The organism is Streptomyces sp. NPDC026522 (assembly GCF_055567555.1).
In genome coordinates, this window is sequence record NZ_JBVHQF010000012.1 from 37,895 (window position 1) to 58,503 (window position 20,609).

Sequence of the window (20,609 nt, forward strand, 5' to 3'; positions counted from 1 at the left end):
GATCAGTAGGGGGAGGGGCACGTGCGTTTTCTACGCGCCGTCGTCATCATCGTTGTGATCCTGGGCGGGCTCTTCGTGGGTGCGGACCGCTGGGCGGTCGGCTACGCCGAGAACCGGCTCGCCGAACGCATACAGGCCCGGCAGGGGCTCGCGGGCAGTGCCGAGGTGGACATCCACGGGTTCCCGTTCCTGACGCAGGCGCTCAGCCACGACCTCGACCAGGTCGACCTGACGCTCAAGGGGGTCGAGGCCACCGCCGACGGCCGCAAGACCCGGCTGACCCGGCTCGACGCGGCCTTCCACGGGGTGAAGCTGAACGGGGACTACAGCGGCGGCACGGCCCGGCGCGCCGAGGGCACCGCGTTCGTCTCGTACGCGGACCTCACCGAGGCGTCGCAGACCGGCGTCACCGTCGCCTACGGCGGGCAGCCGGGGAAGGTGAAGGTCACCGCCCGGGTGGAGATCCTGGGCAAGGGCCTGACGCGCAGTGTCGTGTCGACCGTCACCCTCGCGGACGCCCCGTCCGGCAAGGGGAAGATCGTCCGGGTGCGCGCCGACGAGGTGCCGGGGGAGGGGATCCCCGGCCTGGAGCGCCTCGTACGGAAGCAGACCGACTTCGACCGCTCCGTCGACGGGGGCCTGCCGGCCGGGCTCCAGCTCTCCGCGCTGACCTCGGACGAGGCGGGCGTACACCTGTCGCTGACGGGCACGGACGTGGTGTTGGCCGGATCGTGAGACAACCCCGTCCGACCAGCAGAAGGCCGGACGGCCGCAGGGAGCCCCGGAGGCCGTGGAACGGCCTCCGGGGCTCTCTGTATCCCGCCATTCGGACGATCCTGTCTCGCGATATGACACAACGGTGACAGGGCGGCCGATTCGTCCCTACGATCCCTACCTATGAAGCATCAGCAGGCGGACCTCACGAAGCGGCGGGCAGTAGACCTGTGTCGCGTCGCCGCCATGCTCTGTCGCTCCATCTAGCGGTGTGAGCCCTTCCGCTCCACCGGCCGTCGACGGCCTTCCCCGCGTGACCGCCCCCGCGACCCGCCCCGCCGCCCCCTGACGCCTCCCCGCGCAGGGCTCCGCCGGCCGCCGTCCGGAGCGCCGCGCACGAGCACCACCCCGCAGCAGCACCAGCACCGTCCCGCCGCACACTGCCCCGGAGGAGAAACCATGAGCCGCAGCGACGTCCTCGTTGACGCCGACTGGGTCGAGGCCCACCTGAACGACGCCAACGTCGTCATCGTCGAGGTGGACGAGGACACGTCCGCCTACGACAAGAACCACATCACCAACGCCGTCCGGATCGACTGGAAGAGCGACCTCCAGGACCCGGTCCGCCGTGACTTCGTGGACCAGGAGGGCTTCGAGAAGCTGCTCTCCGCCAAGGGCATCTCCAACGACGACACCGTCGTCCTCTACGGCGGCAACAACAACTGGTTCGCGTCCTACGCCTACTGGTACTTCAAGCTCTACGGCCACCAGGACGTCCGCCTGCTCGACGGCGGCCGCAAGAAGTGGGAGCTCGACTCCCGCGACCTGGTCGACGGCAAGGACGTCCCGAACCGCCCGGCCACCCAGTACCGGGCCAAGCCCCAGGACGCCTCGATCCGCGCCTTCCGCGACGACGTCGTGGCCGCGATCGGCAACCAGAACCTGGTCGACGTCCGCTCGCCCGACGAGTTCTCCGGCAAGCTGCTCGCCCCGGCGCACCTCCCGCAGGAGCAGTCGCAGCGCCCCGGCCACGTGCCGAGCGCCCGCAACATCCCGTGGTCGAAGAACGCCAACGACGACGGCACCTTCAAGTCCGACGAAGAGCTGACCGCCCTCTACGAGGCCGAGCAGGTCGACCTGTCCAAGGACACCATCGCCTACTGCCGCATCGGTGAGCGCTCCGCGCTCACGTGGTTCGTGCTGCACGAGCTCCTGGGCCAGGAGAACGTCAAGAACTACGACGGCTCGTGGACCGAGTACGGCTCGCTGGTCGGCGTGCCGATCGAGCTCGGCGCGAACAAGTAACCAGCAGTCCGCGCGTCGCCGTACGCGGAACCAGCTCTCTCTAGGACAGGACAGAGAAACATGTGTGGAGCACAGATCGGCGGGCCCGACCTCGCCACGCTCAAGCCCGGTGAGACCGCCATCCAGGGCCAGGTGACCAAGGACGGCGAGCCCGTCAGCGGTTACGTCCGGCTGCTGGACTCGACCGGCGAGTTCACCGCCGAGGTTCCGACCTCGGCCACCGGCCAGTTCCGCTTCTACGCCGCCACCGGTTCCTGGACGCTGCGGGCGCTCGTCCCGGGTGCCCAGGCGGACCGTGCCGTCGTCGTCGCCGAGGCCGGCGGAGTGACGGACGTGGCGATCGCGGTCTGACCGCTGCTCCACGTACGACCGGCCGGAGGGCCGCACCCCAGGGGGTTGGACGCCACTGGAACGGGGTGCGGCCCTTCGCGCCGTCCGGGGGCCGCCCTACTCTGGAGGTATGTACGCCAAGAGGCGCCGCGTCTATTTCCTGATGATGGGCGGCTGTCTGTTCCTCTTCGTCTCCGCCTGGGCGTTCGTGCGCCTGTGGTCGGTGGAGGCGGCCGTCGCGCTGTGCGTCGTCGCCATGGTCATCCCGCCGGTCGCCGCGATGACCGCGAACCGGCGCGGCCCGGACGACCGCTGGTGGGACGACCCCTCGGGCGATCCCAAGTCCGACGAGTGGTGGGACGAACTGGACGGGAAGCGCCGCCGGCAGGACCCCCACGAGGAGCGGCGGGAAGAGTAGAACGTCCCGGTATCAAAATGTAATAAGGGTGCGTACAACTGGTCCCCGCCACAGGTTGTCTCCTCAGCGTGCGCCGGTATCCGACCGCCGCCTCACGTCCCGTGGGGGGACCACCCTTGGAACGAGAACAGACCCCGCCCGAGCCCCGGAGACGGGGAGGGCGGCGCGCCGCCCTGCTCGTCGCGGGCGCCCTCGTGCTCGGCGTCGTGGCCGGCACGGTGACCGGCTACGCCGTCCAGTACGGGCGCCCGCCCACGCCGCTCCCGCCGCTGGCCCGGCAGGACCTGGCGATGCCGGCCCCGGTCGCCGCGAACGACGCGACCACGGACCGGACGATCAACGCCAACCGGTGGGACAAGGCGGACGAGGACTTGGCGAAGAAGCTCCTGGACGCCCCGGCCGGGGCGCAGGACGCGCAGTCGGGGTACGAGTCGCCGGACGAATTCGCGGCGGAGTACTTCGAGAGCCCTGCCCGCTCCTTTCCCTCGCTGATCGCGGACCAGGCGCGCCGGATCGCCACCGCGCACTGGCAGCAGGGCAACGAGGTCATCGACATCCGGCTGATCCAGTTCCGGGACCGGGCCGGCGCCTCCAGCTGGAGCGGCCCCTTGGACTACATGGCCGATGACAAGCACGCGGGCAACAGCGGTTACACCCTGCCCGGAGTCCCCGCCGCATACGGCCACGCCTGGCTCGGCAACATCAAGAAGGAGCCCGGTTACCTTCCCGGCCGCCTGGGCCGGGCGGTCATCCGGCGCGGGGACATCGTCATGGACGTCGAGATCTGGGACGAGCGGGCCGACCTCTCCGAGGACGAGATCAACGCTCTCGCCAAGCGACAGTTGGAGCGGCTGTGAGCGAGCAGACCACCGAGGCCGTGACCGCAGCGGGCGCGGGTGCGGAACCTCCCGCCGCCGGGGGGCCTTCGCGCATGCGCCGCAAGACGGCCGTCCTGATCTCCGCCGGCCTGGGACTGGCCGTCCTCGCGGGCGGCGGCTTCCTGGCTTCGGCCCTGCTCGACGCGGCCGACCGTACCTCCCCGACGCGGTACTGGCGTCCGGACGGAGCCCTGGTGGACATCGACCGGAAGCCGGCTCCGACGGTGCCGGCCACGGCGCTGGCGGCCAAGTTGCTGCCGATGGACATCGGTGACCAGCCCGGGCCGGACGTGGACGGCGAGGGCAACGACTTCTACGTGTCGGGCGAACGCGCACTCCAGACGCTCAAGAGCTCCCGCTCCGGCCTCTCCGACGAAGAGCGTGCCGGATGGGACAAGGCCGTGGCCGGGCTGAAGCTCAAGGGCGTCGCCGGGCGCAGCTTCGCCACGTACCGGACGGGGGTGGTGAGCGAGATCGAACTGATGCAGGCCGATCCGCAGGCCGTCGCTTCCCTCGCGGAGTTCGAAAAGAGGATGCTCGATGTCCTGGAGAAGGCCGGCGGCGCGCGTCAGGCACCCGCCGTGGACGGTTTCCCACAGGCCAAGTGCGTGCTGTTGGACGTCGTCGACGACCGGGAGAACGAGAGCGGCGAGAAGAAGGAGAAGCTCGACTCCCTCGACTGCGTGGCCGCCCAGGGGGACGTGTTCGTGAGCTTCCGGACGTACGGGTCCCACATCGCCGTCAACAGCGCCGTCGACCTGTTCGAGAAGCAGCTGGGCCGTCTGAAGTCCCCCGGGGAGTCCGTGTGACCGAGCAACCGGCCACTGCCGCCGTCCCGCCGTCCGAGCCGCCCGCCGAGTCGGGCCCGGTCGTGCCGAAAGACCGCCGCAAGCTGTTCGCCTGCCTGCGCTGGACGGCCGCCGTACTCGTCTTCGCGGCGGCCGGCGCGGGAACCGCGTACGGGGTCATGCAGCCGCAGCGGACCGACCTTCCGGGCCTGTCGACCCGGTCCGACGGCCGCTGGGCGTACCCGGCACGGGCGAGGCCCACGCTGCCGCCGGGCGCTCCCCTGCCGGCCGGCCCGGACAACAAAGAGGCCACGCATTACGCGGACCTGAACGCCCTGCTGCTCGCGGCCCCCGCCGGGGCCCGGCCGGACAGCGCGTTCAAGGCGGACAAGGACGCGGTGGTCCCGGCCGACGCGTTCCTGGAGGAGTACCCGGCCGATGACCGGCCGAAGCTGAAGGAGTACGTCGAGTGGGAGGGGCTCCGCAAGATCATCGGCCGGGCCTGGATCATGCCCGACGGCACCCGGGCCCGCATCTACCTGCTGCGCTTCCACACCTCGCAATTCGCGGACCGGTTTCCCGGTTGCAAGCCGGACGTCCGGCTGACCGGGGCGGCCTCGTTCCTGACCGACCAGGAATGGAACCGGGCCGGCACGGAAACCGACGTCGATGCGGTGGTCGACGGCACCGACGCCCTGGTGTACGAGGAGCCCGAGCCCTTCGGGGAGGAGCAGACCCGGTTCGGCTGCCTCCAGGCGGGCGACGTGCAGGCCGTGATCATCCAGTCCCGCAAGGGCGGCGCGGCCATGGTCCCCTTCCACCAGACGGTGGTCCTGCAGAGCCAGCTGCTCGGCTGAGCGCCGGTACGGGCTACCTCACACAGTGCGCCGGTTCCCGGGCCAGTAGGCTTGGGGACCGGCCCCGTACCGCCCACAAAACTCCGAGGAGCACCCCGTGCTTGAGGCAGTCTTCACCTCCCTGCTCATCCTGGTCTGCGTCGGCGTCCTCGCCTTCACCGGCCTCGCCGTGAAGAAGCTGTACCAGGGCCAGCGCTGACCGACCCCGTCCCCGGAACCCCTCACACAGATCGTCTGAGCAGCCACCCATGATCCAGATCCCGTCCGACCTGAACCCGGGCCTCGTCCCCCTCGCCTTCCTCCTCGGTACCTGGGAGGGCGCGGGCGTCTTCGACTTCCCCGGTGAGGAGAAGTGCAACTTCGGCCAGGAAGTCGTCTTCGGCCACGACGGCCGGGACTTCCTGGAGTACCGCTCGCGCACCTGGGTGCTCGACGCCGAGGGCAACAAGGTGCGGCCGCTGGAGGCCGAGAGCGGCTACTGGCGCATCGACGCCGACCGCAAGGTGGAGATCGTCATGGTCCGCGACCAGGGCGTCGTCGAGGTCTGGTACGGCGAGCTCGCCGACCAGAAGCCGCAGATCGACGTGGTGACGGACGCCGTGGCCCGCACCGCGGCCTCCGGCCCGTACAGCGGCGGCAAGCGGCTCTACGGGTACGTGAAGAGCGACCTGATGTGGGTGGGCGAGAAGGCGACCCCGGAGGTCGAGCTGCGCCCGTACATGTCGGCCCAGCTCAAGAAGGTCGTCACGCCCGAGGAGGTCGCCGAGATGGCGCGCAACCTCCCCGACATGCCGGACGACGGCATCGCGTTCTTCCGCTGAGCGGACATCGCCGGAGCGTGCGAGAAGAGGGCCGCGGGCCGAGCCCGCGGCCCCTTCGCGCGCTTACACTGGCCGGGTGGTGAGCACCGAGAGCACCGAAGGCACCGACTGGAAGACCGATCTGCGGCGGCGCGGCTACCGGCTGACACCGCAGCGCCAGCTCGTGCTGGAAGCGGTCGACGCCCTGGAGCACGCCAGCCCGGACGAGATCCTCGCCCAGGTGCGCAAGACCGCCTCCGGGGTCAACATCTCCACCGTCTACCGCACGCTGGAGCTGCTCGAAGAGCTCGGTCTGGTCTCGCACGCCCACCTCGGGCACGGCGCCCCCACCTACCACCTCGCGGACCGGCACCACCACATCCACCTGGTCTGCCGCGACTGCACCGAGGTGATCGAGGCCGATGTGGACGTCGCGGCCGAGTTCACCGCGAAGCTCCGCACCACCTTCGGCTTCGAGACCGACATGAAGCACTTCGCGATCTTCGGGCTGTGCGCCGACTGCGCTGCCAAGCGCCGCTCCGGCTCCGCCTGAGGGGGCCGTACGCTTGGAGCCATGACCAGCAGCCCCTTGCTCCATCTCCCCGGCGCCGTACCGGCCGAAGGCCGCGACGAGGGCGTCGCCGCCCACTACGGAGAGCTGTACGGCGAACAGCGCGCCCTCGCGGACGGCCGGGGCTTCGTAGACCTCTCCCACCGCGGGGTCGTCACCGTCACCGGGCCGGACCGGCTGAGCTGGCTGCACCTGCTGCTCACCCAGCACGTCACCGACCTGCCGCCCGGGCAGGCCACCGAGGCGCTGATCCTCTCCGCCAACGGGCACATCGAGCACGCGCTGTACCTCGTCGACGACGGCGAGACGGTGTGGGCGCACGTCGAGCCCGGCACGCAGGAGGCGCTGCTCGGCTACCTGGAGTCGATGAAGTTCTTCTACCGCGTCGACGTCGCGGACCGGACGGCCGACTTCGCGGTCGTGCACCTGCCGGCCGGCTCCATCGCCGAGGTGCCCAAGGAGCTCGCCGTACGCGAGACCCCGCACGGGCGGGACGTGTTCCTGCCCCGCGCCGAGCTGGAGGACTTCGCCGCGTCGCACGGCCCGGCCGCCGGGCTGCTCGCGTACGAGGCGCTGCGCGTCGAGGCGCACCGGCCGCGGCTCGGCCAGGAGACCGACCACCGGACGATCCCGCACGAGCTGGGCTGGATCGGCACCGCCGTGCACCTCCAGAAGGGTTGTTACCGCGGCCAGGAGACGGTGGCCCGCGTCCACAACCTGGGCAAGCCCCCGCGGCGCCTCGTCTTCCTGCACCTGGACGGCTCCGAGGTGCTGCTCCCGGCGCACGGGACGCCCGTACGGCTCGCCGCGGACGGCGAGGAGGGCCGTCAGCTCGGCTTCGTGACCACCGCCGTCCGCCACCACGAGCTGGGGCCGATCGCGCTGGCGCTGGTCAAGCGGAACGTGCCGGTGGACGCGCCGCTGCTGGTCGGTACGACGGCCGCCGCCCAGGAGGTCGTCGTCGCGCCGTAGCCGTCCGGTCCTGTCGGAGCGGTCTAGATGTCGATGACGATGGTGAACGGGCCGTGGTTGGTGAGCGAGACCCGCATGTCCGCCCCGAACCGGCCCGTCTCCACCGTCGCGCCCAGCGCGCGCAGCTGCGCCACCACCTCGTCGACCAGCGGTTCGGCCACCGGCCCGGGCGCGGCCGCGTTCCAGGTGGGGCGGCGGCCCTTACGCGCGTCCCCGTAGAGCGTGAACTGGGAGATCACCAGCAGCGGGGCGTTCACGTCGCTGCAGGACTTCTCCGCCTCCAGGATCCGCACCGACCACAGCTTGCGGGCCAGCAGCGCCGCCTTCTCCGGCGTGTCGTCGTGCGTCACCCCCACCAGGACGCACAGCCCCTCGCCCACGATCTCCCCGACGGTCTCGCCGGCCACCACGACGCTCGCGCCGTCCACCCTCTGCACCACTGCTCGCATACCACCTGTGTACCAGGCGTGCACCCGTCCGGGGCCGATCGGGTGGCGTGGGACTGCGTCGGCACCGCGGTCAGTGGCACGATGCTGGAAGGCGGTGCCACCAGCACCGGTCGAGGGGACGGACACAACGCATGAACATCTCTGGTACCTCCGTACCTGTACCCGCCTCATCAGCGTCATCGGCGGCCCGGCCGCCCGTCCAGCGCAACGGCGACGACCCGGGACCGACCATCCCGGCCACCGCGCTCGGACTGCCGGAGCTGCGCGCGCTGCGGCGTGACGCGCAGCGCGACGAGGCCGATCTGAGCTACGTACGCAGACTCCTGCACGGCCGCATCGACATCCTGCGCGCCGAGCTGGCGCGGCGTACGGATCCCGAGGCGCCGGTGGTGGACCGGCTCTCGGAGATCCTGGCGGACGCCCCGTCCAGCCGCAGCGCCTCCGCCCGGCACGTCACGCTCGGCACCCCGCAGAGCGAGGAGTCCCGGCTGCTGGCGGCCGAAATGCTGTCGGACGTGGAGCTGTCGGACCTGGGCGCCCGCACGGACGCCGAGCTGCACGAGGCGATGGCCCGGCTGATCCGCTACGAGCAGCAGGTCTCGCGGCGCAGACAGCAGTTGCAGCGCATGGCGGACGACTCCATCGCCGAGATCACCCGGCGCTACCGGGAGGGCGAGGCGCAGGTGGACGACCTGCTGGCGTAGCGCGGCGCGCCGCTCGGGCAGGCGCGGCGGACCGCGCGGAAAATCAGGCGACCCCGGCCGGGCGGCCGGTTAGCGTGGGCGGCTATGAGCGCTGACATCCGGCCGATAGCCGAAGCCGAACTCCACGAGTGGCTCCAGACCGTGAACACCGGGTTCCTGTTGGCGGCCCGGGTGAGCGACTCGGACGTCGCCCAGCGCGCCAAGTACGGCGACCTCGCCCGCACCCAGGGCGGCTTCGACACCGGCACCGGCCGCTGCGTGGCCACCTTCCGCTCCTTCGCCCAGCAGCTGACGGTGCCCGGCGGGGCGGCCGTGCCCGCCAGCGCGGTCACGAACGTCACCGTGCTGGCGACGCACCGCCGCCAGGGCCTGCTGACCGGGATGATGGCCGCCGAGCTGGCGGCCGCCCGGGACCGGGGCGACGTCGTGGCGACCCTGATCGCGGCCGAGTTCCCGATCTACGGGCGCTACGGGTTCGGGCCCGCGACGCACAGCTGCGAGTGGGAGGTCGACGTACCGCGCAGCGGGCTCGCCCCGCACCGGTCCGGGCCCCTGGACGGTGGCCGGATCGACCTCGTGGACGGCGCCGAGGTGCGGCGGGTGGGGCCCGCGTTGCACGAGCGGCTGCGCGCGGCGACGCCCGGCGCGGTCGACCGGGGAACGCGCCGGTGGAACCTGTTCACCGGTCTCGAAACGACGTCGTTCGACCCGTACCGGGAGAAGTTCTTCGCCGTGTACCGGACGGCGGACGGCGAGGTGGCGGGGCTGGCCGGCTACCGCGTCGACGACCACTGGTCGGAGGCGAAGACCCCGCAGAACACCCTCCAGGTGCAGGACCTGATCGCGCTGACCCCGGCCGCGGAGCGGGCGCTGTGGCACTTCCTCTGCTCGATCGACTGGGTGCAGAAGGTGCGCACCGGCTACCGCGCCCCCGACGACCTGCTGACGCGGTTCCTGCCGGACCCGCGCGCCGCCCGCCTGGTCACCGCCGCGGACTTCCTGTGGGTGCGGGTGCTGGACGTCGTACGGGCGCTGGCGGCGCGCACCTACGCCGTGCCGGGGGTGCTCGTCCTGGAGGTGACCGACCCGGCGGGCCTGGCCGACGGGCGCTACCGGCTGGACGCGGGCACCGGCGAGTGCACCCGGACCCGGGAGCCGGCCGATCTGCGGCTGGACGTCTCCGCGCTCGGATCGCTGTACCTCGGCGACGAGTCGGCGGTCCGGCTGGCGGCGCTCGGCCTGGTCGCGGAGGAGCGGCCGGGGGCGGTGGCGCTGGCGGACGCGGTGTTCCGCACGGCCCGCCGGCCGTGGTGCCCGGACATGTTCTGACCGGCTCCCGGCGGGCACGGCCGGCAGGCGGCGCCCGTATCGTCGCCGACGACATCGGCACCGATGACTGAGGACTGGGGACTGGGTACGTGGCCACACTGGTGGAACTCCTGCGCGCGGCCGGCTGCGTGTTCGCGGAGGAGGAGGCGGAGCTGCTGACGGCGGCCGCCCGGGACGAGGGGCACCTGGCGGAGCTGCTGGCGCGCCGGGTGGCCGGCGAACCGCTGGAAACGGTCGTGGGCTGGGCCGAGTTCTGCGGGCTGCGCATGGAGGTGGGCGAGGGGGTCTTCGTACCGCGCCGGCGCAGCGAGTTCCTGGCGGGGCAGGCGGTGGCGCGGACCGGTCCGGGCGCGGTCGTCGTGGACCTGTGCTGCGGGGTGGGCGCGCTGGGGGCCGCGGTGGCCTCCCGGGTCCCGGGGGTCGAGCTGCACGCGGCGGACATCGACGCGGGGGCGCTGCTGTACGCGCGGCGCAACGTGGCGCCGTACGGGGGCCGGGTCCACCAGGGCGACCTGTACGCCGCGCTGCCCGCCGCGCTGCGGGGGCGGGTGGACGTGCTCGTGGTCAACGCCCCGTACGTACCGACCGAGGAGATCGCCTTCCTCCCGGCGGAGGCCCGCGACCACGAGCCGGCCGCCACGCTGGACGGCGGCCCGGACGGCGTGGCCGTCCACCGGCGGGTCGCGGCGGAGGCCGCCCGGTGGCTGGCCCCCGGCGGCCTCCTGCTGATCGAGACGAGCGCCCGCCAGTCCCCGCTGACGGCGTCGGCCCTGACCTCGGGCGGCCTCGCGGTGCGCGCGGTCACCTCGGACGAGTTCCACGCGACGGTGCTGATCGGCACCGCCCCGGCGGCCCTTTAGGCCGCGGCCGGCGCCTGGTTGATGCGTACGAGGTTGCCCGACGGGTCGCGGAACGCGCAGTCGCGCGGTCCCCAGGGCTGGTCGATGGGCTCCTGGAGCACCTCGGCACCGGACGCCCGGACCTTCTCGAACGTCGCGTCGAGGTCGTCGCTGCGGAAGACGACCATCGGCAGGACGCCCTTGGTGAGCAGCTCCTGGAGCGCGTCGCCGTCGGCCTGCGAACGGCCCGCGTGCGGGTCGGAGATGACGATTTCGAGGCCCGGCTGCGCGGGGCTGCCGAGGGTGACCCAGCGGTGGTCGCCCGAAGCGACGTCGTTGCGGACTTCGAGGCCGAGCGCGTCGCGGTAGAAGCCGAGCGCCTCGTCCACGTCGTTGACGGTGATGTGGCAGTACTGGAGAGAGATGTTCATGCCGCCCACGCTAGGGGGCGGCCGAAGGGCCCGCTTCTCGGATCCTGCTCGGAGTTTCCCGGGTGGGGCGCGTGTACACCTTGGCCAGGCAGGCGGGCATCGCCGACACCGCGCTGTGCTCCCGGCTGCGGTACGCGCTGGGGGTCTCGCCGACGATTTCGGTGAACCGCGAGCTGAACGAGCCGAGCGAGGTACAGCCGACGGTCATGCACGCGTCGGTGACGCTCATGCCGCCGCGCAGCAGCGCCATCGCCCGCTCGATCCGGCGGGTCATCAGGTAGCTGTACGGGGTCTCGCCGTAGGCCGCCCGGAACCGGCGGGAGAAGTGCGCCGGCGACATCAGTGCGTGCCGCGCCATGGTGGGCACGTCGAGCGGGCGGGCGTAGTCCCGGTCGATCAGGTCCCGCGCCCGGCGCAGGTGCGCGAGGTTGGCGAGTTCCTGGGGGTCCATCTCCCGAAGGTACCACTGGGAGCTATTGCAAGCGCCTGCTTGCAATAGTTAGCAGGCTGCGGCAGCATGGGGGCATGGCATCGCTCAACGTCGGAAACCTCGGCGAGTACCTCCGTGAGCAACGGCGGCAGGCGCAGCTCTCGCTGCGGCAGCTGGCCGAGGCGGCGGGGGTGTCGAATCCGTACCTGAGCCAGATCGAGCGCGGGCTGCGCAAGCCGAGCGCGGACATCCTCCAGCAGCTGGCCAAGGCGCTGCGGATCTCCGCGGAGACGCTGTACGTGCAGGCCGGGATCCTGGACGAGCGGGATCGCGACGAGGTGGAGACGCGGGCCGTCATCCTCGCCGACCCGTCGATAAACGAGCGGCAGAAGCAGGTGCTGCTGCAGATCTACGAGTCGTTCCGCAAGGAGAACGCCTCCGAGGCCGATCCGGCCGGTGCCGACGACGAGAAGCCCCACACGAACCGACTGTGATCCGGGAGGACCAAGCACATGGCCATCGCCGATGACCTGAAGAAGACCCTCACCGACCCGACCCCCCTCTACTTCGCCGCCGGCACCGCCGACCTCGCCGTGCAGCAGGCCAAGAAGGTGCCCGGTCTCATCGAGCAGCTGCGCGCCGAGGCCCCCGCGCGCATCGAGGCCGTCCGGAACACCGACACCAAGATCGTGCAGGAGAAGGCCAACAAGGCGCAGGAGGCCGTCGCCGCCAAGTTCGCCGAGGTCCTCGACGCGATCGACCCGAAGAAGCTGGGCGAGACCGCGCAGGACCTGGCGCTGCGCGGCGTGGGCGTGGCCGCCGAGTACGCGGTGCGGGCGAAGGAGACCTACGACAAGGTCGCCGAACACGGTGAGCAGGCCGTACGGGCCTGGCGCGGCGAGGTCTCCGAGGAGATCGTCGACATCGCCGCCGCCGTGGAGCCGGACGTCCCGGCGCAGGCCGGTTCCGAGTCCGGTTCCGAGTCCCCCTCCGCCTCCGCCTCCGCCGACGAGGAGAAGTCCGGCGTGCGCAAGCCCGGCGCCCGTAAGGCGCCGGCGAAGAAGACCGCCGCCACGTCCGGCGACGAGAGCTGATCGCGGGGCGAGTGGGGTGATGACGGACCGGGCACCTGGAAGGTGCCCGGTCCGTTGTCCGCTGTGAGGGCGGCTCTGCCAGTAGCGTGGAGGCAGGCGGTTTCGGGCGGTATCAGACGGCGTACGCGGGAAGAGGCGGTCGGGCGATGTTGATGAACGGTTTCGACAACGGGGTGCTCCCCCTGCTCGGCTTCGCCATCCTGGCGCTCGCCGTCGTGGCGTTCGTCCTCGCGCTGATCGCGCGCGAGGACGCCTACCGGGCCGCGGAGAAGCAGACCAAGACCTTCTGGCTGGTCATCCTCGGCATCACCGTCCTCGTGGACTTCTTCCTCGGGATGCTGTTCCTGGAGATCGCCGGACTGGTGGCCACCATCGTCTTCTTCGTCGACGTCCGGCCGGCCCTCAAGCAGGTCTCGGGCGGTGGCCGGCGCCGTGGCGGCAGCAGCAGCGACGGGCCGTACGGCCCGTACAACGGCGGCCGGTAGCCGGTAGCCGGTAGCCGGTAGCCGGTAGTCGGCGGCCTTTGGTCAGCCGCCGTCGCGCGAGAGCAGCACCACCGCGACGTCGTCGGTCAGCTCGCCGCCGTTGAGCCGGCGGGCCTCGGTGACGGATGCCTCCAGCAGGCTTTCGCCGCTCAGGCCGGCGTCGAGGTGCCGGTTGATCATCTCGATCATGCCGTCCTGGCCGAGGCGCTCCCTGCCCTCGCCGACGCGGCCCTCGATCAGGCCGTCGGTGTAGAGCATCAGGCTCCACGCGCCGCCCAGCTCCACCTGCCGGCGCGGCCAGCGGGCCTTGGGCAGCAGGCCGAGCGCCGGACCGCTGCTCTCGTACGGCAGCAGCCGGGCCGGGCCGCCCGCGCGGACGATCAGCGGCGCCGGGTGGCCGGCCAGGCACAGACCGGCGTGGCGGCCGTCGGGGGAGATGTCCACCGTGCACAGCGTCGCGAAGATCTCCTCGCAGGGGCGCTCCACCTCCAGCACCTGCTGGAGGGTGGCCAGCAGGTCGTCCCCGCACAGACCGGCCAGGGTCAGCGCGCGCCAGGCGATGCGCAGCTCCACGCCGAGGGCGGCCTCGTCGGGGCCGTGGCCGCAGACGTCGCCGATCATGGCGTGCACGGTGCCGTCGGGGGTGCGGACGGTGTCGTAGAAGTCCCCGCCGAGCAGGGCGCGGCTGCGGCCCGGGCGGTAGCGGGCGGCGAAGCGGAGGTCGGAGCCGTCGAGCAGCGGGTTGGGCAGCAGCCCGCGTTCCAGTCGGGCGTTCTCCTGGGCGCGCAGTTTCGATTCTGCAAGCTTGTACTGCGCGATGTCGGCCCGCTTGCGCTCCACGGCGTAGCGGATCGCGCGGCTGAGGAGACGGCCGTCGAGTTCGTCGCGGAAGAGGAAGTCCTGCGCTCCCACACGGACGGCTTCGGCGGCGCGCTCGGCGTCCGCCTCCGCGGTGAGGACGAGCACGGCGTGGCGCGGGGCGATGCGGAGCACCTCGCGGAGGGTGGCGAGCGGGTCGTCCTTGGCGCCGCCGGGCTGGGTCAGCGAGAGGTCGAGCAGGACGCAGTGCACGTCGGGCGTGAGGAGCCGGGCCGCCTCGGTGAGGTTGCGGGCGGTGCGGAGCCGGATGCGGTGGCCGTCGCCGTGCAGGATCTCCGGGACGGTGAGGTCGCCGGTGGGGTCGTCCTCGATGACCAGCAGGGTCAGGGAGGGCGCGGGGGCCGCCTGGGCCGCCGGGGCGGCGGGCGGGACCGGCTGGCCGGCCGGTGTGACAAGGGTGTCCCGCTGCCGCGGTACGGGTGCGGGCATCGTCTCCGGTTCCTTCGCTCCCCCCGAGGGTGCGCTCATGCGGTCGACCCTAGCGGGCCGGTGCGGGCGGGGGAACGGTGACGCGGAGAGGAGCCCGCGTCATATGCCGTTATCGCGCGGAAAGCCCGGACGCCGGGATGACCAACGTCACGACGCGGGCGGCGGGCGTCCCGCCCACCGAGACGCGCGCGGGCGGGCAGCCGCCGGCTCGGCGAGCGGCGGCCGGACCGTCACGCGCCGGCCCGGCGCGCCCGTCAGGCGTCCGGGCGGACGACCGCCTTGATCGGCATCGAGCCCGCGCCCGCCAGGGTGACGTTGCGGCCCGGGCGCGGGGCGTGGATGATCGCGCCGTCACCCACGTACAGGGCGACGTGGCTGGCGTCGTCGAAGTAGATGATCAGATCGCCCGGGCGCATGTCCTTGATCGCCACCTTCGGCAGCAGCCGCAGCTGCTCCTGCGAGGTCCGCGGGATGCCCCGGCCCGCCGCCAGCCATGCCTGCGAGGTCAGTCCGGAGCAGTCGTACGAGAGCGGTCCCACGGCGCCCCACACGTACGGCTTGCCGATCTGGGCGGTGGCGAACTGGATCGCCTTCTTCCCCGCCTCCGACGCCGTGCCGTTGATCTCCTTCAGGACGCCGGACGACAGCCAGGCCGTCTGCGCCTGGCGCTGCGCGTCCTGCTCCAGCTGGAGCAGCCGGGCCTTCTCCTCGGCCTCCAGCTTGCTCTCCAGCTCCTGCGCCGCCTTGATCTTCTCCTCGATCTGCTTCTTGGCGGTCTCCTGCTTGACCCGGTTCGCCTCCAGCGTCTGCCACAGCGCGCTCGCGTCCTTGGCGTACCGCTGGAGGTCGTTCTGCGTGCGGTTCAGCTCGGCGAGCAGGTCCGCGGTGGCCTTCTCGCCCTGGCGCAGCCGGTCCGCGCCGTCCAGGTACTGGCTCGGGCTGCCGCTCAGCGCGAGGCGCGCGCCCGGCGGCAGGCCGCTGGAGCGGTACTGCGCGCGGGCGGCGGCCCCCGCGCGGTCCTTCAGCGAGGCGATCCGCTCCCGGCCGGCCGCGATCAGCTTGGCGAGCTCAACGACCCGTTCGGACTGGGCCTTGGCCTCGCTCTCCGCCTGGTTGTAGGCGTCCGTGGCCGTTCCGGCCTGGCGGTACAGGTCGTCGATCTCCTTGCGGACCTGTTCCAGGGACTTGGTCCCGGGCTCCGGTGCGACGGGCGCGGTGGGTGCGCTGGGCGTCACCGGTGCACCCGGCGCCGCGGTCGCGGTCCCCGAAAGGCCGAGGACCGGCGCGCTCGCCAGTACCGCCATCGCGCACAGCAGCGTGAGAGCGGATGCGCCCCGCCGGCGCGCTCGCTTCACGGTCCCCATGGTTCCCCCCACGCGCCCCGCGTCAGACGGGACATCACTCGACATCACATCTGACTATTCATCAGTAACTTGTTGCCGCCTTCGGGATGGTGCCACGAGTGCGTGAATTCCGACACCCTCTGTGGATAACCCCGGCGCCACCTGCGATCGCCGCCGCCCCATCGCGCCGCGGCCCTCACGCCCCGCACGGCTCAACGGCCGGTCGCCAACACCGGTTCCCCGGCAGGCGATATTCACCCCGTCGGGCGCAACGCCTCCCAGTGCACCGTCAGTTCCCCCTGCCGCCACCGCACCGGACCGTCCACGAGCGGCCAGTCGACGGCCAGCGCGCGCGCCGTGCGGATCCAGCGCTGCCGGGCCCCGTACGAGGCGTACGGAGCGGCCGCCGCCCACGCGCGGTCGAAGTCGCGCAGGAAGGAGTGCACCGGCTCGCCCGGCACGTTCCGGTGGATCAGCGCCTTCGGCAGTCGCTCCGCCAGGTCCGAGGGGCGCTCCAGGGAGCCCAGCCGGGTCGCGAAGGTCACCGTGCGCGCCCCCTCCGGTCCGAGTGCGACCCATACGTGGCGCCGCCCGATCTCGTCGCACGTCCCCTCGACCAGCAGCCCGCCCGGGGCCAGCCGGGCGCACAGCCGCCGCCACACCGCCTCGACCTGCTCCTCGTCGTACTGGCGCAGTACGTTCGCGGCGCGGATCAGCATCGGGGCCGCCCCGCCGTCCAGCGGGACCTCGAAGCCGCCGTGCCGGAAGCTGAGCCCGTCCCGTTCGTACGGCTTCGCCCCCGTCACCCGCGCCGGCTCGATCTCGATGCCGACCACCCGTACCCCCGGTGCCGCCTCCCGCAGCCGGGCCAGCAGCTCGACCGCCGTCCAGGGCGCGGCCCCGTAGCCGAGGTCCACCGCGACCGGGGCCTGCGCGCGCCGCAGCGCGGCCCCGTGCGTGGCCGCGATCCAGCGGTCCATCCGGCGCAGCCGGTTCGGGTTCGTGGTCCCGCGCGTGACCGTGCCCACGGGGCGTGTGGAGGGCGGTGGGGCGCTGCGGGAAGCCATGCGCCGAGCGTATGCGGAGCGGGCGCGGGAGCGGAAAACCCGCCGGGCGCCCCCGGCGCCCCCACACGCCCCGTCGCCGGGCTGCCGCCTGCCGACCGGCCCCGAGGCGGCCGAAAAGACCGGCAGGAAATCCGTCCACCCCGGAATGCGGGACGCGTCCGTCCGGGTTGCACTCCTAGCAGGGCGCTGACCGCGCTCTACGAGCCATGCCCTACGTCAAGCCACAGCGCGCCGTCCGAGCGAGAGGAACTGCTCCCTTGAGCCAGTACGTGTCCCGCCTCGGCGGCAGTATCAGCGGCCGCCTCGCCGCTGCCCGCTCCACCCGCCACGAGTCGCCCCGGCTGCGGCTCCCGGCCGTGGGCCACTCCCGCAAGCCGCGCCGCGTCGCCATGCTCAGCGTGCACACCTCACCGCTGCACCAGCCCGGCACCGGCGACGCCGGGGGCATGAACGTCTACATCGTCGAGCTGGCCAAGCGGCTGGCCGCGATCAACATCGAGGTCGAGATCTTCACCCGGGCCACCACCGGCGGGCTGCCGCCCCGGGTCGAGCTGGCGCCCGGCGTCCTCGTCCGGCACGTGGACGCGGGCCCGTACGAAGGCCTGGCCAAGGAGGAGCTGCCGGCTCAGCTGTGCGCCTTCACGCACGGCGTGATGCAGGCCTGGGCCGGGCACCGCCCCGGCTACTACGACCTCGTCCACTCCCACTACTGGCTCTCCGGCCACGTCGGCTGGCTCGCCGCCGAACGCTGGGGCGTCCCGCTCGTGCACGCCATGCACACCATGGCCAAGGTCAAGAACGCGGCGCTGGCCGAGGGCGACACCCCCGAGCCGGCCGCCCGCGTCATCGGCGAGACCCAGATCGTCGCGGCCGCCGACCGGCTCATCGCCAACACCGCCGAGGAGGCCGACGAACTCGTCCGGCACTACGAGGCCGACCCGGGCAAGGTCGCCGTCGTCCACCCCGGCGTGAACCTCGACCGCTTCACCGTCGGCGACGGCCGGGCCGCCGCCCGCGCCCGCCTCGGACTGCCGCAGGACGCGGTGATCCCCCTCTTCGCGGGCCGGATCCAGCCGCTCAAGGCCCCCGACATCCTGCTCCGGGCGGTCGCGGAGCTGGTCGACCGCGATCCGTCGCTGCGCGCACGACTCTTCGTACCCGTCGTCGGCGGCCCCAGCGGCAGCGGCCTCGCCAAGCCCGAGGGGCTGCAGAAGCTCGCCGCGAAGCTCGGCATCGCGGACGTGGTCCACTTCCACCCGCCGGTGGCGCAGGACCGGCTCGCCGACTGGTTCCGGGCGGCGTCGGTGCTGGTCATGCCCTCGTACAACGAATCCTTCGGGCTCGTCGCGATAGAGGCGCAGGCCACCGGCTCCCCCGTGCTCGCCGCGGCGGTCGGCGGGCTGCCGGTCGCCGTCAACGACGGCGTGACGGGCATCCTCGTACCCGGCCACGATCCGGTGGACTACGCGCGGGAGCTGCGCCGCTTCCTGGACGAACCGGAGCTCACCGACCGCATGGGCGCCGAGGCGGCACGGCACGCGCAGTTCTTCGGCTGGGACACCGCGGCGAGCGGCACGGCGGACGTGTACACCGCGGCGATGCATGATCATCGCCGTCGCGTACGCTCCCACCATGGCTGACGCTGACACCGCCGCGATCGTCGAGAGCACCCTGGCCGAGGCCGGACTGGACTGGGAGAGCCCGGCACCGGGCTCGTACGTCGTCCAACTGCCCGGCACCCGCAAGCTGAGCACCACCTGCTCGCTGCGGGTCGGCAAGCACTCCCTGTCCGTCAACGCCTTCGTCATCCGCCACCCCGACGAGAACGAGGCGGGCGTCCACCGCTGGCTGCTGGAGCGCAACCTCAAGCTGTACGGGATGGCGTACGCGGTCGACGGCCTCGGCGACGTCTACCTGACGGCGCGGCTCCCGCTGAGCGTGGTCACCCCCGCCGACCTGGACCGCCTGCTCGGCACGGTCCTGGAGGCGGCGGACGGGGCGTTCAACACGCTGCTGGAGCTGGGCTTCGCGAGCGCGATCCGGCGCGAGTACGAGTGGCGCGTCTCGCGCGGCGAGTCCACCCGCAACCTGGACGCCTTCCGGCACCTGACGCGCCCCGCCTGACGGCCGCCTGCACGTTTCAGGCGACCGCCGGGTCCGGCCGGCCCGGGGCCTGAACGGGGGCTGCCGTCGGCGCCGGCGCCGGCACCGGCACCGGCACCGGCGCCGGCAGCCGCCGCATCAGCAGCCAGTACCCGAGCCCGGCCACCGTCCCCAGCACCCCGGTCGCCCCCCACAGCCACCCGGCCCCCAGGTGGTCGATCACGTAGCCGGCCAGCAGCGGAGCCACCAGCGACGCCACCGCCCACGACAGCGTGTACATGCCCTGGTAGCGCCCGCGGCCGTGGACCGGTGACAGCCGCGCCACCAGTCCCATCTGCGTCGGCGAGTTCACGATCTCGGCCAGCGTCCACACGCACACCGTCAGCGCGTACGCCCACAGCGACCCCGCGAAGGCGGTCATCGCGAACCCGTAGCCCGTCAGCAGCGCCGAGACCACCAGCAGCCGCTGCGGGTCCCGGTGCTCGATGAACCGGGTGACCGGGATCTGGAGCAGCACGATCAGCAGCCCGTTCGCCGCGATGACCATCCCGTAGTCCCCGGCCGAGAACCCGGCCGCGCCCATCGCCACCGGCAGCCCCACCGAGCCCTGGGTGAAGATCAGCGAGATCAGGAAGGACAGTCCGACGACCCCCATGAACCGCCCGTCGCGCAGCACCGTCCCCAGCCCGATCGCCGGCCCGGCGTCCCCGCCCGTGGCCGCGTCCTTGACCGGCCGGGACTCGGGCAGCTTCACGAACACCAGCACCGCGCACAGCAGGGTCAGCGTCGCCTCGCCCAGGAACCCGGCCAGGTAGCTGTACTCCGCCACCAGCCCGGCGGCCGTCGCGCTCACACCGAAGCCGAGGTTGATGGCCCAGTAGTTCAGCGCGAAGGCCCGTACCCGGTCCTCGGGCCGCACGATGTCCGCCATCATCGCCGTGACCGCCGGGCGGGAGGCGTTCGAGGTCATGCCGACCAGCAGCGCCACCGCCGCGATCGCCCCCGGGTGCTCCATGAACCCCAGCAGCGCCACCGAGAACGCGGTCGAGAGCTGCGCGGCGAGCAGCGTCGGCCGCCGCCCCAGCCGGTCGGTCATCACCCCCGCGACCAGCGAGGAGAGCACGCCGCCCAGCCCGTGCAGGGCCAGCACGAGGCCGGCGAACGAGGCCGAGTAACCCCGGTCGATGGTCAGGTACAAGGTCATGAAGGTGGCGACGAAGGCCCCCAGCCGGTTGATCAGCGTGCTCGTCCACAGCCACCAGAAGGCCCGCGGCAGCCCCGCCACGCTCTCCCGCGCCCCCCGTGTCAAACGGCCCACCGACATGCGGATTCCCCCCGGAAAGTAAGTGCCCCTATGGCTCTCCGCACCGTACGAGCGCACGTACTCGACCCGC

At 72.4% G+C, this 20,609-nt stretch carries 26 protein-coding genes; 19 read left to right on the forward strand and 7 right to left on the reverse strand.

Going from position 1 to position 20,609, the window contains the following annotated elements; all coding sequences use genetic code 11:
- Positions 1-21 precede the first annotated feature (21 nt).
- The 11 genes from ACZ4M3_RS27775 (at position 22) to ygfZ (ending at position 7,633) form a co-directional block, all read left to right on the forward strand.
- Entirely contained in the window at positions 22-735 is a 714-nt protein-coding gene (locus ACZ4M3_RS27775) for an LmeA family phospholipid-binding protein (protein WP_467737114.1), read from the forward strand.
- 162 nt (positions 736-897) lie between these two features.
- Entirely contained in the window at positions 898-981 is an 84-nt protein-coding gene (locus ACZ4M3_RS27780; protein ID WP_359921537.1) for a putative leader peptide, read from the forward strand.
- A gap of 192 nt (positions 982-1,173) precedes the next feature.
- On the forward strand, positions 1,174-2,019 hold the full coding sequence (locus ACZ4M3_RS27785) for a sulfurtransferase (protein ID WP_467737116.1): 846 nt from the start codon (positions 1,174-1,176) through the stop codon (positions 2,017-2,019).
- Positions 2,020-2,079: 60 nt separating this feature from the next.
- Positions 2,080-2,370 carry a DUF1416 domain-containing protein gene (locus ACZ4M3_RS27790; protein ID WP_030030422.1) on the forward strand — a complete coding sequence of 97 codons (291 nt, stop codon included), beginning with the start codon at positions 2,080-2,082 and terminating at the stop codon, positions 2,368-2,370.
- A gap of 109 nt (positions 2,371-2,479) precedes the next feature.
- Positions 2,480-2,767, forward strand: coding sequence for a DUF3099 domain-containing protein (locus ACZ4M3_RS27795; RefSeq protein ID WP_467737119.1), 288 nt, complete (start codon positions 2,480-2,482; stop codon positions 2,765-2,767).
- 116 nt (positions 2,768-2,883) lie between these two features.
- The gene (locus tag ACZ4M3_RS27800; RefSeq protein ID WP_467737121.1) at positions 2,884-3,624 is read left to right on the forward strand and encodes a hypothetical protein; all 741 of its coding nucleotides are present in this window, start codon (positions 2,884-2,886) and stop codon (positions 3,622-3,624) included.
- Positions 3,621-4,454 (forward strand): hypothetical protein, encoded by an 834-nt coding sequence (locus ACZ4M3_RS27805; protein WP_467737123.1) that lies wholly within the window; start codon positions 3,621-3,623, stop codon positions 4,452-4,454. Before ACZ4M3_RS27800 ends, ACZ4M3_RS27805 begins: the two co-directional genes overlap by 4 nt.
- Entirely contained in the window at positions 4,451-5,290 is an 840-nt protein-coding gene (locus ACZ4M3_RS27810) for a hypothetical protein (protein WP_467737125.1), read from the forward strand. Before ACZ4M3_RS27805 ends, ACZ4M3_RS27810 begins: the two co-directional genes overlap by 4 nt.
- Positions 5,291-5,538: 248 nt before the next feature.
- Positions 5,539-6,111, forward strand: coding sequence for a heme-binding beta-barrel domain-containing protein (locus tag ACZ4M3_RS27815; RefSeq protein WP_467737127.1), 573 nt, complete (start codon positions 5,539-5,541; stop codon positions 6,109-6,111).
- 76 nt (positions 6,112-6,187) lie between these two features.
- Positions 6,188-6,643, forward strand: coding sequence for a Fur family transcriptional regulator (locus ACZ4M3_RS27820; protein ID WP_467737129.1), 456 nt, complete (start codon positions 6,188-6,190; stop codon positions 6,641-6,643).
- 21 nt (positions 6,644-6,664) lie between these two features.
- On the forward strand, positions 6,665-7,633 hold the full coding sequence (ygfZ, locus tag ACZ4M3_RS27825; protein WP_467737131.1) for a CAF17-like 4Fe-4S cluster assembly/insertion protein YgfZ: 969 nt from the start codon (positions 6,665-6,667) through the stop codon (positions 7,631-7,633).
- A gap of 23 nt (positions 7,634-7,656) precedes the next feature.
- Here ygfZ and dtd read toward each other — a convergent pair whose 3' ends face one another.
- A complete protein-coding gene (dtd, locus tag ACZ4M3_RS27830; RefSeq protein ID WP_136213713.1) occupies positions 7,657-8,082 on the reverse strand; it encodes a D-aminoacyl-tRNA deacylase in 426 nt (141 codons plus the stop codon).
- 131 nt (positions 8,083-8,213) lie between these two features.
- Between dtd and ACZ4M3_RS27835 the strand changes: the two genes are divergently transcribed.
- The 3 genes from ACZ4M3_RS27835 to ACZ4M3_RS27845 all read left to right on the forward strand — a co-directional run bounded on the left by ACZ4M3_RS27835 (position 8,214) and on the right by ACZ4M3_RS27845 (position 10,975).
- Positions 8,214-8,786: an RsiG family protein gene (locus ACZ4M3_RS27835; RefSeq protein ID WP_467737133.1), complete on the forward strand. Its 573-nt coding sequence runs from the start codon at positions 8,214-8,216 to the stop codon at positions 8,784-8,786.
- 84 nt (positions 8,787-8,870) lie between these two features.
- Positions 8,871-10,115, forward strand: coding sequence for a GNAT family N-acetyltransferase (locus tag ACZ4M3_RS27840; protein ID WP_467737135.1), 1,245 nt, complete (start codon positions 8,871-8,873; stop codon positions 10,113-10,115).
- Positions 10,116-10,204: 89 nt separating this feature from the next.
- Entirely contained in the window at positions 10,205-10,975 is a 771-nt protein-coding gene (locus ACZ4M3_RS27845) for a putative protein N(5)-glutamine methyltransferase (protein ID WP_467737137.1), read from the forward strand.
- On the opposite strand, the gene ACZ4M3_RS27850 is transcribed toward ACZ4M3_RS27845, so the two are convergent.
- The gene (locus tag ACZ4M3_RS27850) at positions 10,972-11,385 is read right to left on the reverse strand and encodes a VOC family protein (RefSeq protein ID WP_467737139.1); all 414 of its coding nucleotides are present in this window, start codon (positions 11,383-11,385) and stop codon (positions 10,972-10,974) included. The two genes, ACZ4M3_RS27845 and ACZ4M3_RS27850, sit on opposite strands and share 4 nt — an antisense overlap.
- Before the next feature lie 10 nt (positions 11,386-11,395).
- Positions 11,396-11,836 (reverse strand): helix-turn-helix transcriptional regulator, encoded by a 441-nt coding sequence (locus ACZ4M3_RS27855; RefSeq protein WP_467737141.1) that lies wholly within the window; start codon positions 11,834-11,836, stop codon positions 11,396-11,398.
- A 74-nt stretch (positions 11,837-11,910) separates the two neighbouring features.
- Here ACZ4M3_RS27855 and ACZ4M3_RS27860 point away from each other — a divergent pair, with 74 nt between their 5' ends.
- From ACZ4M3_RS27860 to ACZ4M3_RS27870, 3 genes are all read left to right on the forward strand, one after another.
- Complete coding sequence (locus tag ACZ4M3_RS27860; RefSeq protein WP_467737143.1) at positions 11,911-12,309, forward strand: helix-turn-helix domain-containing protein; 399 nt, start codon at positions 11,911-11,913, stop codon at positions 12,307-12,309.
- A gap of 18 nt (positions 12,310-12,327) precedes the next feature.
- On the forward strand, positions 12,328-12,909 hold the full coding sequence (locus ACZ4M3_RS27865; protein ID WP_467737145.1) for a hypothetical protein: 582 nt from the start codon (positions 12,328-12,330) through the stop codon (positions 12,907-12,909).
- Positions 12,910-13,055: 146 nt separating this feature from the next.
- Positions 13,056-13,394, forward strand: a complete 339-nt coding sequence (locus ACZ4M3_RS27870) for a DUF2516 family protein (RefSeq protein ID WP_467737147.1) — start codon at positions 13,056-13,058, stop codon at positions 13,392-13,394.
- Positions 13,395-13,436: 42 nt separating this feature from the next.
- Here ACZ4M3_RS27870 and ACZ4M3_RS27875 read toward each other — a convergent pair whose 3' ends face one another.
- The 3 genes from ACZ4M3_RS27875 to ACZ4M3_RS27885 all read right to left on the reverse strand — a co-directional run bounded on the left by ACZ4M3_RS27875 (position 13,437) and on the right by ACZ4M3_RS27885 (position 17,112).
- The gene (locus ACZ4M3_RS27875; RefSeq protein WP_467737552.1) at positions 13,437-14,702 is read right to left on the reverse strand and encodes a PP2C family protein-serine/threonine phosphatase; all 1,266 of its coding nucleotides are present in this window, start codon (positions 14,700-14,702) and stop codon (positions 13,437-13,439) included.
- A gap of 254 nt (positions 14,703-14,956) precedes the next feature.
- Positions 14,957-16,066 carry a C40 family peptidase gene (locus ACZ4M3_RS27880; protein WP_467737149.1) on the reverse strand — a complete coding sequence of 370 codons (1,110 nt, stop codon included), beginning with the start codon at positions 16,064-16,066 and terminating at the stop codon, positions 14,957-14,959.
- A 233-nt stretch (positions 16,067-16,299) separates the two neighbouring features.
- Positions 16,300-17,112: a class I SAM-dependent methyltransferase gene (locus ACZ4M3_RS27885; RefSeq protein ID WP_467737151.1), complete on the reverse strand. Its 813-nt coding sequence runs from the start codon at positions 17,110-17,112 to the stop codon at positions 16,300-16,302.
- Between the two features lie 257 nt (positions 17,113-17,369).
- On the opposite strand from ACZ4M3_RS27885, the gene mshA reads away from it, so the two are divergent.
- Both mshA and ACZ4M3_RS27895 read left to right on the forward strand, forming a co-directional pair.
- Complete coding sequence (mshA, locus tag ACZ4M3_RS27890; protein WP_467737153.1) at positions 17,370-18,752, forward strand: D-inositol-3-phosphate glycosyltransferase; 1,383 nt, start codon at positions 17,370-17,372, stop codon at positions 18,750-18,752.
- Positions 18,745-19,236 carry a type III secretion system chaperone family protein gene (locus ACZ4M3_RS27895; RefSeq protein ID WP_467737155.1) on the forward strand — a complete coding sequence of 164 codons (492 nt, stop codon included), beginning with the start codon at positions 18,745-18,747 and terminating at the stop codon, positions 19,234-19,236. Before mshA ends, ACZ4M3_RS27895 begins: the two co-directional genes overlap by 8 nt.
- 16 nt (positions 19,237-19,252) lie before the next feature.
- On the opposite strand, the gene ACZ4M3_RS27900 is transcribed toward ACZ4M3_RS27895, so the two are convergent.
- Complete coding sequence (locus ACZ4M3_RS27900; RefSeq protein WP_467737157.1) at positions 19,253-20,539, reverse strand: MDR family MFS transporter; 1,287 nt, start codon at positions 20,537-20,539, stop codon at positions 19,253-19,255.
- Between the last annotated feature and the right edge of the window lie 70 nt (positions 20,540-20,609).